At 36.7% G+C, this 12,942-nt stretch carries 14 protein-coding genes; 9 read left to right on the forward strand and 5 right to left on the reverse strand.

Going from position 1 to position 12,942, the window contains the following annotated elements; translation table 11 throughout:
- Positions 1-2 precede the first annotated feature (2 nt).
- Both ACE198_RS03675 and def read right to left on the reverse strand, forming a co-directional pair.
- Entirely contained in the window at positions 3-212 is a 210-nt protein-coding gene (locus tag ACE198_RS03675) for a DNA-dependent RNA polymerase subunit epsilon (RefSeq protein ID WP_098572596.1), read from the reverse strand.
- Between the two features lie 500 nt (positions 213-712).
- Positions 713-1,267 (reverse strand): peptide deformylase, encoded by a 555-nt coding sequence (def, locus tag ACE198_RS03680; protein WP_098572597.1) that lies wholly within the window; start codon positions 1,265-1,267, stop codon positions 713-715.
- 178 nt (positions 1,268-1,445) lie between these two features.
- On the opposite strand from def, the gene ACE198_RS03685 reads away from it, so the two are divergent.
- The 5 genes from ACE198_RS03685 to lpdA all read left to right on the forward strand — a co-directional run bounded on the left by ACE198_RS03685 (position 1,446) and on the right by lpdA (position 7,531).
- Entirely contained in the window at positions 1,446-2,108 is a 663-nt protein-coding gene (locus ACE198_RS03685) for a YkyA family protein (protein ID WP_375374741.1), read from the forward strand.
- A gap of 498 nt (positions 2,109-2,606) precedes the next feature.
- Positions 2,607-3,722 carry a pyruvate dehydrogenase (acetyl-transferring) E1 component subunit alpha gene (pdhA, locus tag ACE198_RS03690; protein WP_251456248.1) on the forward strand — a complete coding sequence of 372 codons (1,116 nt, stop codon included), beginning with the start codon at positions 2,607-2,609 and terminating at the stop codon, positions 3,720-3,722.
- A gap of 3 nt (positions 3,723-3,725) precedes the next feature.
- Entirely contained in the window at positions 3,726-4,703 is a 978-nt protein-coding gene (locus ACE198_RS03695; protein ID WP_375374742.1) for an alpha-ketoacid dehydrogenase subunit beta, read from the forward strand.
- A 79-nt stretch (positions 4,704-4,782) separates the two neighbouring features.
- Positions 4,783-6,111 (forward strand): dihydrolipoamide acetyltransferase family protein, encoded by a 1,329-nt coding sequence (locus ACE198_RS03700; protein WP_375374743.1) that lies wholly within the window; start codon positions 4,783-4,785, stop codon positions 6,109-6,111.
- A gap of 4 nt (positions 6,112-6,115) precedes the next feature.
- Positions 6,116-7,531, forward strand: coding sequence for a dihydrolipoyl dehydrogenase (gene lpdA, locus ACE198_RS03705; RefSeq protein ID WP_375374744.1), 1,416 nt, complete (start codon positions 6,116-6,118; stop codon positions 7,529-7,531).
- A 461-nt stretch (positions 7,532-7,992) separates the two neighbouring features.
- Here the strand turns inward: lpdA and ACE198_RS03710 are convergent, their stop codons facing one another.
- Entirely contained in the window at positions 7,993-8,427 is a 435-nt protein-coding gene (locus tag ACE198_RS03710; protein WP_375374745.1) for a DUF1885 family protein, read from the reverse strand.
- A gap of 168 nt (positions 8,428-8,595) precedes the next feature.
- On the opposite strand from ACE198_RS03710, the gene ACE198_RS03715 reads away from it, so the two are divergent.
- Entirely contained in the window at positions 8,596-8,895 is a 300-nt protein-coding gene (locus ACE198_RS03715; protein ID WP_375374746.1) for a DUF3055 domain-containing protein, read from the forward strand.
- Positions 8,896-9,060: 165 nt separating this feature from the next.
- Complete coding sequence (locus ACE198_RS03720) at positions 9,061-9,183, forward strand: GapA-binding peptide SR1P (RefSeq protein WP_375374747.1); 123 nt, start codon at positions 9,061-9,063, stop codon at positions 9,181-9,183.
- A gap of 51 nt (positions 9,184-9,234) precedes the next feature.
- On the opposite strand, the gene ACE198_RS03725 is transcribed toward ACE198_RS03720, so the two are convergent.
- Positions 9,235-10,707, reverse strand: coding sequence for an aminotransferase class I/II-fold pyridoxal phosphate-dependent enzyme (locus ACE198_RS03725; protein WP_375374748.1), 1,473 nt, complete (start codon positions 10,705-10,707; stop codon positions 9,235-9,237).
- 201 nt (positions 10,708-10,908) lie between these two features.
- On the opposite strand from ACE198_RS03725, the gene ACE198_RS03730 reads away from it, so the two are divergent.
- Complete coding sequence (locus ACE198_RS03730) at positions 10,909-11,868, forward strand: NAD(P)H-dependent flavin oxidoreductase (RefSeq protein ID WP_375374749.1); 960 nt, start codon at positions 10,909-10,911, stop codon at positions 11,866-11,868.
- A gap of 42 nt (positions 11,869-11,910) precedes the next feature.
- Positions 11,911-12,183, forward strand: coding sequence for a UPF0223 family protein (locus tag ACE198_RS03735; RefSeq protein ID WP_375374750.1), 273 nt, complete (start codon positions 11,911-11,913; stop codon positions 12,181-12,183).
- Between the two features lie 45 nt (positions 12,184-12,228).
- Here the strand turns inward: ACE198_RS03735 and ACE198_RS03740 are convergent, their stop codons facing one another.
- Entirely contained in the window at positions 12,229-12,861 is a 633-nt protein-coding gene (locus ACE198_RS03740; RefSeq protein ID WP_375374751.1) for a YktB family protein, read from the reverse strand.
- Between the last annotated feature and the right edge of the window lie 81 nt (positions 12,862-12,942).

Consider the following 12,942-nt stretch of genomic DNA (forward strand, 5'->3'; position numbering starts at 1 on the left):
TATCATTTCTCCAATACGTTATAGTCTTCATTTTGTTGTTCATAACTAAGGTGTGCTCCCTTAACTTCTTGAACGGATTCAACATTATAGCCACGGTCAGCAATTTTTGAACGGACGTCTCTTACTGATTCACCTTCAATAAAAAGGGTTTTTGTATTCTCTCTGACAGGTACTTCTGTGATGCTTTCCTGATAATATACTTTAAATATCATTACAATATCGCTCCTAACTTGGGACATAGCTTTTTCTATTATATAAAACATTTTCATCTTTTTCATTTATTTTCTTTGGAAAACATTAGTCTTGTATGAAAAGTATGTAAAAAGAATCGTTATTTTTACAATTTACAATAATGAAGGAGCCCTTCGCAAGTTTGAAGGGCCCTAAATAAATTTAGGCAATGTATTTATGCAATAGATTTTTTTCGTAGTAAATCATTCCACTGTTTTAAGAGCTTCTTTCTAAGCTTCTTTAACATAGTGGATCATCTCCTTATCTCCTATTTTATACGAACCTTGTCCAATGTAAAGTAAGCTATGGCAGATTATTGAAGTTTTTTTAAAATAAGAGTATTTTTACTTTATTATATGAAGAAAATGCTGATTCAATCATGGTTAAACATGGAATTAGATTGACAATATAAAATTCAGTTAAAAAAGAACCGACCCTTGGGCCAGTTCTTTTATGTTTTTACAACTTCAAATATGGCGATTTACCGCTCGATTGCAATGGCACCTTCGATCGGTCTTAATGGATCTTCATGATTAATATAATCATAAAACATAATCCCATTTAAATGATCAATTTCGTGTTGAAAACAAATAGCAGGAAGTCCTTTTAAACGAAGTTTCACTTCTTCACCGTTTAGAGTTGTTCCCTTTACCGTGATTCTTGCATATCTCGGGACGTAGCCAGGAATCGCTCTATCAACGGACAGGCAGCCTTCGCCTGAGTTCAAATAGGATTTTTCAACAGAATGGCTAATAATTTTTGGGTTAAATAGCGCATAACTATAAAGAGTCCCTGTCTCATCCATTAAATGGACAGCAATCATTCGTTTTAAGACATTGATTTGTGGGGCGGCTAAACCGATTCCAGGGCGCAGGCCGTATTGTATAGACATTTCAGGATTTTGGCTATTAATGACATATTCTAATAAGCTGCTTAGTATTTGTTTATCCTCTTCAGAAGGCGGCATGGATACTTCTGCTGCCACTTTTCTAAGGGAAGGATGGCCATCTCGTATGATATCACCCATCGTTATCATGAAACACTCACTCCTGTACTCTAACTGAATTATTGATAATAATTAGTCTATCAGACAATTAATAAAAAGTTAACAATTGATTAAAGCTCACCTGATGAATCCTTTTCACAAACTTGTTATTGTCAAACAAACCAAGTGCCGATATAGTAGAATATGGAATAAGCAGGAGGTTTAAAACATGTCATTTATAAAAAATTCTGGTTTTATTTTTTTTATATTGGTTTTGGCAGTGATTTTTGCAGGATGTACAAAAGAAAAAACACCTGAAGAAAAAATGTATACCGTGTTAGAAAAAGTCGTAACGGCAGAAAAGGTATTCGAGGAACAACAGAATCCGCTTTTTGAACTTGAAAAAAAGGAAAAAGCGATTTATGACCAAATTATTGAACTCGGCATGAAAGAATATGATCAAATCGTTAAGCTTTCAGATGAAGCCCTTTTATTAGTAGATCAAAGAAAAGAACTTATGGATAAGGAAACAAACAGTATCAAGCTCTCAGAAAAGGAATTTTCAAAAGCTAAAAAAATAAAGGATAAATTTGAAGATCCAAGCCTTACGAAATTAGCTAATGAAATGTATGAGACGATGATGAAAAGATATGAAGCGCATGAAGAGTTATACACTGAATATAATGAAGCCCTTAAAAATGATAAAGCATTATACGAAATGTTTAAAAATAAAAACCTCCCACTTGATGATCTTGAAGCCCAAGTAAATAAACTCAATGAAACATATAAAAGGATTTCTAATGCAAATGAAAAATTTAATATGCTGACAGAACAATACAATGACAAAAAGTTGTCATTTTATAAGCAGGCCGGACTTAATTCAAGTAACTAAATAGTATTTAATATAAAAAAATCGGCATACCATGCCGATTTTTTTATATTATAACAACTTCGAAAAAAGAATATATATATATAACAGATTTTGAAATCTAATGATACAGAAGGAATAATAAACAATTAATTAGCAACATGTTAGTGTTGAAAAATATTAATATATACTATTTGACGTGTAAAAACTAATGAGGTAAACTTGTAAAAGAGTTCATTAATTGTATCAATGATGTTACATAAAATAGTGGTACAGAATAAAATAATTGTGAGGTAAAAGAAAATTTGTTTTATCTTATCTTTTCTGTGAAAAACTATTTATTAGTATGTGAAGAACTAAGATAACCAAAATTCTATGTAATATCACGGGTTTATCCAATACAAAGTATAAAATGGATAGGACTTATTATCTGCTTTTATTCTTTAGGTTTTGGGTAATCTAACTTAGTGGATAATATTTTCAAAAATTTAGCTCCTGAATTGAAAGGAAGAGGTGACCTAAATGGTTTCTAAAACTCAAAACGCTAAGCTTGATGCGAAGAAAACACTAGAAGTTGTTGAAGAACAATTTCAAACACTTCAAATTCTAAATGAATCTGGTGAAGTCGTTAACGAAGCGGCGATGCCAGACTTAAGCGATGAACAACTACAAGAATTAATGCGTCGCATGGTCTATACACGAATTCTTGACCAGCGTTCTATTTCTTTAAATCGTCAAGGAAGATTAGGTTTCTATGCTCCAACTGCAGGGCAAGAAGCTTCTCAATTAGCTTCACAGTTTGCATTAGAAAAGGAAGATTTTATTTTACCTGGATATCGTGATGTTCCTCAAATTGTTTGGCATGGCTTACCGTTATCTCAAGCATTTTTATGGTCAAGAGGACATTTCCAAGGTATGCAAATTCCGGACGGAGTAAATGTTCTTCATCCTCAAATAATCATTGGTGCCCAATATGTACAAACTGCCGGTGTTGCTCTTGGTTTTAAAAAGCGTGGAACAAAGGCAGTAGCCATTACTTATACCGGTGATGGAGGTACATCACAAGGGGATTTCTATGAAGGTATGAACTTTGCAGGTGCCTATAAAGCTCCAGCTATCTTCATTGCTCAAAATAACCGATTCGCGATTTCAACTCCTGTTGAAAAGCAATCTGCTGCCAAAACTCTTGCTCAAAAAGCTGTTGCAGCTGGAATTCCAGGAATTCAAGTTGATGGTATGGATCCACTTGCTGTTTATGCTGCTGTCCGTGAAGCACGCGAGAGAGCAATTAATGGTGAAGGTCCAACATTCATTGAAACTTTAACATATAGATATGGTCCACATACTATGGCTGGTGATGATCCAACTCGTTATCGTACAGCAGATCTTGACAATGAATGGGAAAAGAAAGATCCATTAGTTCGTTTCCGTAAATTCCTTGAGAACAAAGGTCTTTGGTCAGAAGAAAAAGAAAATGAAGTAATCGAACAAGCGAAAGAAGACATTAAAGAAGCAATTAAATTAGCTGATGCTGCACCTAAACAAAAGGTTACCGACTTAATGTCTATTATGTATGAAGAAATGCCTCAAAACTTAAAAGAACAATATGAAATATATAAAGAAAAGGAGTCGAAGTAAGCCATGGCTCAAATGACAATGATTCAAGCAATTACAGATGCATTACGTTCGGAATTACGCAACGATCCCAATGTTTTAGTATTCGGTGAAGACGTTGGTGTAAACGGTGGTGTATTCCGTGCAACCGAAGGGTTGCAACAGGAATTTGGCGAAGATCGTGTATTTGACACTCCACTCGCTGAATCAGGAATCGGCGGCTTAGCAGTAGGTCTAAGTTTACAAGGATTCCGCCCAGTTCCCGAAATTCAATTCTTTGGATTCGTATTTGAGGTAATGGATTCCATTGCTGGTCAGTTAGCCCGCCAACGTTTTCGTTCAGGTGGAAAGACTAGTGCGCCAGTAACGTTTCGTTCGCCATTTGGTGGAGGGGTACATACTCCTGATATGCACGCTGACAGTTTAGAAGGACTTATGGCTCAGACACCAGGAGTAAAGGTTGTTATTCCGTCAACTCCGTATGATGCTAAGGGGCTGCTCATTTCATCTATCCGTGACAATGATACAGTTGTTTTCCTTGAGCATATGAAGTTATACCGTTCTTTCCGTCAAGAAGTTCCTGAAGAGTCATATACAATTCCACTAGGAAAAGCTGAAGTTAAACGTGAAGGTACAGACGTTACAATTGTTACCTATGGTGCAATGGTACATGAGTCATTGAAAGCTGCAGAAGAGTTAGAAAAAGAAGGTTTTTCTGCGGAAGTAATTGACTTACGGACTGTAAGCCCGATTGATATTGAGACAATTATTGCATCCGTTGAAAAAACAGGCCGTGCGATTGTTGTTCAAGAAGCACAAAAACAAGCTGGTATTGCAGCAAATGTTGTTGCTGAAATAAATGATCGTGCAATTTTAAGTTTGGAAGCACCAGTTTTACGTGTGGCTGCTCCAGATACAGTTTTTCCATTCCCGCAAGCAGAAGCTGTTTGGCTTCCGAATTATAAAGATGTAATTGCAACAGCTAAAAAAGTTTTAACCTTTTAATTAACTTATTTAATCGTACACTAATATTTCTATAGTTATGTTGCTCAAAAAAACATGTAATTTAGGAGGATGAATCCTAGTGTCATTTCAATTTAAAATGCCTGACATCGGTGAAGGTATACATGAAGGCGAAATTGTTAAATGGTTCGTAAAACCAGGTGACAAAGTTCAAGAAGATGATGTACTTTGTGAGATTCAAAATGATAAAGCTGTAGTAGAAATCCCTTCCCCTGTTGAAGGAACAGTAGTTGATGTATTAGTTGGCGAAGGAACTGTCGCTACAGTTGGACAAGTTTTAGTAACCTTTGATGCTCCTGGTTACGAAAACCTTCAATTTAAAGGCGATGAACATGCTGATGAACCGAAACAAGAAGAGAAGCCAGCGGCAGCAGCTCCTGCGCCAGAGGTTAAACAAGATGCAGCACCACAACCAGCAGCAGTAGCAGTGGCACCGCAAGTTGAAGTAGATCCAAATCGTCGAATTGTAGCAATGCCGTCTGTTCGTAAATACGCTCGTGAAAAAGGAATAAATATCCAGTTGGTTCCAGGTACAGGAAATCTTGGACGAATTTTAAAGACTGATATCGATGCCTTTGTCAGCGGTGGAGCTGCACCTTCAGCACAAGCTGTTACTAATGCAGCTGCAGTAACGGAACCATCTGAAGTGGAAGCACCAAAAGCAGCCGCTGCTATTCCACAAGGTGAATACCCAGAAACACGCGAGAAGATGAGTGGTATTCGGAAGGCAATTGCTAAGGCCATGGTTAACTCTAAGCACACTGCACCACACGTAACACTTATGGATGAAGTGGATGTAACTAAACTTGTTTCACACCGTAAGAAGTTTAAAGAGGTAGCTGCAGCCAAAGGCATTAAGCTTACATTCTTACCATACATCGTTAAAGCATTAACAAGTGCATTACGTGAATTCCCTGCATTAAACACATCACTAGATGATGCAACAAGTGAAATTATTCATAAGCATTATTATAATATTGGAATTGCAGCTGACACAGAAAAAGGCTTACTTGTACCAGTTGTAAAAGATGCAGACCGTAAGTCAGTTTTCACAATTTCTAACGAAATCAATGAATTAGCTGGAAAAGCACGTGACGGAAAACTTGCTCCTAATGAAATGAAAGGTGCTTCATGTACGATTTCCAACATTGGTTCAGCGGGCGGTCAATGGTTTACTCCAGTAATTAATCACCCTGAAGTTGCCATCTTGGGTGTTGGCCGTATTGCAGAAAAACCAATCGTTAAAAATGGTGAAATTGTTGCGGCACCAGTATTAGCTTTATCTTTAAGCTTTGACCACCGCATGATCGATGGAGCAACAGCACAAAATGCATTAAATCATATTAAACGTTTGTTGAACGATCCAGAACTATTGTTAATGGAGGCGTAATATAATGGTCGTTGGAGATTTCCCAATTGAAACAGATACTATAGTCATCGGAGCTGGTCCAGGAGGATATGTTGCAGCTATTCGTGCAGCACAGCTTGGACAAAAGGTGACAATTGTTGAAAAAGAATATGTAGGCGGCGTTTGTTTAAATGTCGGTTGTATTCCATCGAAAGCGTTAATTTCGGCAGGACACCGTTACGAAACAGCCATGCATTCGGATACTTTTGGAATTACCGCAGAAAATGTAAAAGTGGATTTTACAAAAGTTCAAGAATTTAAGGCAGGCATCGTTAAAAAGTTAACAGGTGGTGTCGAAGGTTTATTAAAAGGTAATAAAGTAAACATTGCTCGTGGTGAGGCCTATTTTGTTGATGCCAATACATTACGTGTTATCAATGAAGATTCAGCACAGACTTATACCTTTAAAAATGCAATTATTGCAACTGGTTCTCGTCCTATCGAGCTCCCAGCCTTTAAATATTCAAAACGTGTTCTAAATTCTACAGGTGCACTTAACTTAAATGAAATCCCTGAAAAAATCGTTGTTATCGGCGGTGGAGTAATCGGAATTGAACTAGGTGGTGCTTATGCAAACTTTGGCAGCCAGGTTACCATTTTAGAAGGTGCGGAAGAAATACTCGGTCTTGGCGTTTTTGACAAGCAAATGGCTGCTCTTGTAAAGAAAAGCATGAAGAAAAAAGGTGCAGAATTCTTTACAAAAGCATTTGCTAAGGGCGTTGAAGAAACTGAAAACGGCGTTGTTGTAACGTTCGAAACAAAAGGCGAAGAAAAGAAAATCGAAGCAGATTATGTGTTTGTAATGGTCGGAAGACGCCCTAACACTGATGAAATGGGATTAGAACAAGTGGGTGTTAAGTTATCTGACCGTGGTTTGATTGAAATTGACAAACAATGTCGCACGAACCTTAGCAATATCTATGCTATTGGTGATGTTGTTGCTGGTCCTCAATTGGCACATAAAGCATCATATGAAGCGAAAATTGCTGCTGAGGCAATTGCTGGTCACACCTCTGAAATTGATTATTTAGGTATTCCTGCAGTTGTCTTCTCTGAACCTGAACTTGCTTCAGTTGGTTACACAGAAGCCCAAGCAAAAGAAGAAGGAATTACTGTAAACGCGGCTAAGTTCCCATTTGCTGCTAATGGTCGTGCGTTATCATTAGACAGTGGTGATGGATTCTTGAAACTAATTACTCGGAAAGAAGATGGACTTGTAATTGGGGCACAGATTGCTGGAACAAGCGCATCAGATATGATTGCAGAATTAGGCCTAGCGATTGAAGCAGGAATGACTGCAGAAGATCTTGCTATGACCATCCATGCACATCCAACACTTGGAGAAATCACAATGGAAGCGGCAGAAGTTGCATTAGGAAGCCCAATCCATATTATGAAATAATTTAGAAACAAAAAAGTCCTTTTCGCTAAATAGCGGAAAGGACTTTTTCTATTTAGGATGATTTGATTTATGTACTGAGGCGTAAAAATATCCCTGGTATCATAAAAACAAAATATATCTCTCGTTTTTAGAACATATACTTAAAAGAAACAGCATTCTAATATCAATTTTGAATGTATTAAGAGTGGTGATAAATATGAGGGTCTATATTGTCGTGATACTACAATTTATCATTTGGAGCGGTTATACATTTATTGAATGGTTGTCAAAGCATGACCAGCTTATATATAAAGTCATCATGTTTTTTGTGTTTTTTTATCTAGCCTTTTTAATTGGAAATCATGTAACCAAATCAGCGCGTAAAACTCTTTTTATCACTACCTTAAGCCTCGTTATATACACTTCGATTCACTATACCATGGAAATGTTTACGCACTAAAAAAGCCCCTCAAGGAGCTTTTTTATTTTCGTGGATAATAATACATGATCCGTTCATTGAATAGATGGAGTTCCCCTTGCAGTTTTTTCGCAAGGTATTTACAAAATTCATTGGCTTTTCCTTTATCACCGTAAGTAGATTGATCAGGTAAAGTGACTTGTATGTATGTTTGTTCAAATTCCTGACCGTCTTCATTACGAATCGTTTCCTGATCAATTCCAACTAAAATGGCATAGTAGCGTTCATCATTTGAGTGTAAATAGAACCATTTTCCTTTGGCCTCTGTTGTTTCTTTCATTTCATATGGGAAGGCTGACTCTCCGTATTCCCATCCTATTTGGTTTCCTGTTTTTGTTGTATTTTTTTTATACTCGTGAAATAAATCTTTTACTTCCTCAATTGTTACATTTTGTTTAGCAGATGAAGGCACTAGCTTAATGTATGCGTTAACAGCCATCATCATTCCCCCCCACTAGTCAGTTAATATTAACTATCTCTATTCTAGCACTGAATAAAATCTTATGACAACTGCCGCATGAAATAATTGTACAAGTTTCTTGTTTCTTGTTAAAATTTGAATTATAATAATATTCTAAATATTAAATTCTGAAAGAAGGAGGAACTTATGGGAATTTTTGAGAAGCTCTATGATGAGCATGAAAATTCAAAAGTGAGATTTATTGGATTTACCACGGAAAGTACTCGTTATGATTTTGGAATTATTTATACCAACATGTTTTTTGGGAAGCCGTTAGTTGTTTGCATGCAAACAGGCCGATCCACTCTCCTTGACCCCAAAGATATTGAAGATATTGATTACCTTCAAACTATATTCCGTATACCAGACCAACAGCAGGCCGAAGATTTAGCTGACTTCTTCAGAGAAACACTCCCATCCATCCCATTTATCACCCAATATGAGTAATAATTCAAAAAAGAAGGCCTGTTTAGGCCTTTTTTTTACGAATATTTTTTAAATGTGATATACAATTTGGGCTTGAAATTTATAATGTGATATATTATTATGTGTTTAAGGATATATAAATACTTCGCTTTAATGACATTCATTAATGAAAAGGGGATTGAGCAAATGGGTACTTTAGTATGCCAAACATGTAATTCTACTATTGATCATTTTGAAGATGAAAAAGTAACGGTGCTTTATTCTAAGTGCAATTGTTGCGAGGATCATCATACAGAGGAAGATAAATAATAGCTAATAAAAATAAAACAGGATTCCTAAATGGAATCCTGTATTTTTGTTCTATTTTATTGCTTTATACTCCTTAATCACAAGAAGTGATTTGAGCTCATCATCCTCCGGTCCTTGTACAGGAAGGCCAGCTTCGAGGTTTTTCCGGATGTAATGGAGGTTTTCCTTTGTAATAATTTCACCAGGGATAAAAATTGGGATACCTGGTGGATAAACCATCACAAATTCTGCAATAATTCTTCCTTCTGATTCTTCAAAAGGAATAACTTCTGTTTCCGCATAAAATGCATCTCTAGGTGTTAATGCAAGCACTGGGATTTCAGGTAGTAGAACTTCTACAGGCTCAATTCTATCGGTACTGTGCTGGCATATGTCCGCTAATTCCTTGAGAGCATTTACTAGTAAGTCAGCTTCAGTTTCTGTGTCTCCAAGTGTGATAATACAAAGAATATTATATAAATCGGAAAGTTCCACTTCAATATTATGTTTTTCTCTTAGCCATTTTTCTACATCATAACCAGTTAATCCTAATTCTTTTACTGAAATAATTAATTTAGTTGGATCGTAATCAAAGGTAGCTTTTGATCCTAAGATGTCTTCACCAATACAATGTAGATTTTTGATTTCATTAACTCTTTTTCGAATCGATTGTGCTAATTTAATGGTATTATCAATTAATTCCCTTCCCTTAGTAGCTAATTGCTTACGTGCAACATCGAGTGAAGCAAGCAATAAATACGAAGTAGAGGTGGTAGTAAGCATACTTAATATGGATTGGACATGTTTGGCAGAAACGAGGCCTTCTTTTACATTGAGAATCGAACTTTGAGTCATCGAACCACCTAGTTTATGAACGCTGGTAGCTGCCATATCTGCACCTGCTTGCATTGCAGAGAGTGGAAGTTCTTCATGAAAATGAATATGCACTCCATGGGCTTCATCAACTAAGACAGGGATATCATATGAGTGTGCAATTTCAACAATCTTTTTCAAATCCCCGGAAATACCAAAATAAGTTGGGTTGATAACTAATACTGCTTTCGCATCTGGATGCTGTTTAAGAGCTCTTGCCACGGCATCAGGAGTGATTCCATGAGATATACCTAGTTCCTTATCAATTTCGGGCTGGATAAACACTGGAATAGCTCCTGAGAAAACAATGGCAGACATGATAGATTTATGAACATTTCTAGGTACGATAATTTTATCATCTGGACCACAAACAGCCATAATCATCGCAATTATCGCTCCGCTTGTGCCTTGTACAGAAAAGAATGTTCTATCTGCACCAAAGGCTTCGGCTGCTAAATCTTGCGCTTGTTTGATAATCCCTTTTGGCTGATGTAAATCGTCTAGCGGACCAATATTTATTAAGTCGATAGACAGGGCGTTATCCCCGATAAAGTTACGAAATTCAGGATCAATCCCAGCGCCTTTTTTATGACCGGGAATATGAAACTGAATTGGATTCTTCTTTGCATGTTCTAATAAACCGCTAAATAACGGTGTTTGATTTTGAGACAATTTATAAACACACCTCTTTGTAAAAAATACTCTAATTATGTCGAATTTCAATAATAAACAAAGGAATTATAGCATTATTCCCATTCATTGCAAAGAAATTTATGTTATTCCTTATCCAGTTTACGATAGTTTCCCTTTAACACAGGAAAATTACCCTAAAGTAACGAAATAACAAGTAGAAAGTTTTTAGGAGGGCTTCAATTGGAATGGAAAACACGAGTGACTCAATTATTAAACATACGTTATCCGATCATTCAAGGGGGATTAGCCTATTTAGCCTATTCTGAATTAGCGGCGGCTGTTTCAAACGCAGGTGGTCTTGGGCAGATCACAGCTATGTCATTAGCTGAACCTGAACAACTTCGAGCAGAAATACGTAAAGTAAGACAACTAACAAACAATCCTTTTGGGGTGAACTTTGCGATTGGACAGCATGGCAGACCATTTGCCGATTTTCTACAAGTGGCTATTGATGAAAAGGTTCCGGTTGTTTCAATGACAGGAGGAAATCCTGCTCCCATATTTGAGCAATTAAATGGTACACAGATAAAAACACTTGTCCTTGTTGCGGCCAGAAGACAGGCAGTTAAGGCAGAGGAACTTGGTGCAGATGCTGTTATGGTTGTGGGGCAGGAAGGTGGGGGCCACCTTGGCCGAGATGATGTAGGTACAATGGTACTGGTGCCTCAAGTGGTAGATGCTGTTTCTATACCTGTTATTGCTTCAGGGGGAATAGGTGATGGACGTGGACTAATGGCTGCCCTTAGTTTAGGTGCAGAGGGTATTGAAATGGGTACAAGATTCATTGCAACAAAAGAATGTGTTCATGCCAATGAACTATATAAGAATACCTTAGTGGAAGGCAATGAATCTGGCACAGTGGTGATTAAAAGGACTATCGGTGCTCCGGCTAGAGCATTAGCTAATAGTTGGACAGAAAAAATTCTAGAAATTGAAAAAAACAATGGGGGATATGATGATTTAAAAGATTACATTAGTGGAACTGCAAACCAACGCTATATTTATGATGGTGTACCTGATAATGGTTTTGCATGGGCAGGGCAAGTGATGGGTTTAATAAAAGATGTCCCTACAGTTGAAGAATTATTTCATCGAATGATACATGATGCTGAGCAAATTCGTGCAAAATGGGGAAAATAAGTATATGATTCTGTTTAGTTGATTTAGTAAGAAGGTGAAATTATGGAATACCAATACCCTATTAACCATCATTGGAGTACAGAAGAAATTGTGGATGTAATTGCATTTTTTGAAACAATTGAAAAGGCATATGAACAGGGAATTGACCGCGATGTCGTATTGAAGGCATATCGCCGCTTTAAAGAAATCGTTCCCAGCAAAGCCGAAGAAAAGACAATTTGTAATGAATTTGAAGAAATGAGTGGCTATTCTTCTTATAGAACTATAAAAAAAGTAAAAGATGCAGCCTCCGGGGATAGAATTAAAATGAAATAGGATAAACACGATCCTGCACCTCTTGTGCAGGATCTGATTTTTTTCTTACTTTCTATTTTGTGAAATTCGATATAAAGTGGCAACTTTCTCAAAAACACCCTCAATTTGCTGAATTAATTGATCAGAACCTAATTGAATGACTTTTTCTCTTTCAATTGTATAACCACATAATAATTCTGCTTTTTTTACGTTATGCAGGCGGTCAAAAAGCGAACGAAGTTCTTCCTTTGATAAATGACTGTGGGCAATGGTCTCTGGTTTTGTATGATCCACTGACCAAACATAGTCCTTTGGTGTATCTTTGTAAATTTTTGCTATTTTTTTTGAAAATCTTTCAGCAATTAATTCTTTTTGCGGTGCTTCATAAATAACAGCAAACCATATAAACAAATGGGTATTCCACATGCCGATTTGAAAATGGGGGAGCATCTTATAACCACGAGGATTATTTGAGAATGCAACCCAGGTATCTTTAGGCGGATTAATGGTCCTTCTAGCATGTTTTGCCACATGAACAAACATTTCATCATCCGTATGTGAAGAAATGAAAGGGGCGAAATAATTTCCTAATTCTCCCAATTTAGGTCTGACCGTTTCCTTCAAAGCCTCCATCCTTGCCTCTAAACCATCTATTAAAAAAACATCAAAATCTTCGTTTGTAAATCCTGTAAAACCCATATATAAACCTCCAAATAAACATTTGTTTCTAATTGTAGCATAACAATCAGAGAGACCTATAGTTTGATGCTTTCTAGGTTA

Source organism: Neobacillus sp. KR4-4, from assembly GCF_042136325.1.
Lineage (GTDB): Bacteria > Bacillota > Bacilli > Bacillales > Cytobacillaceae > Neobacillus.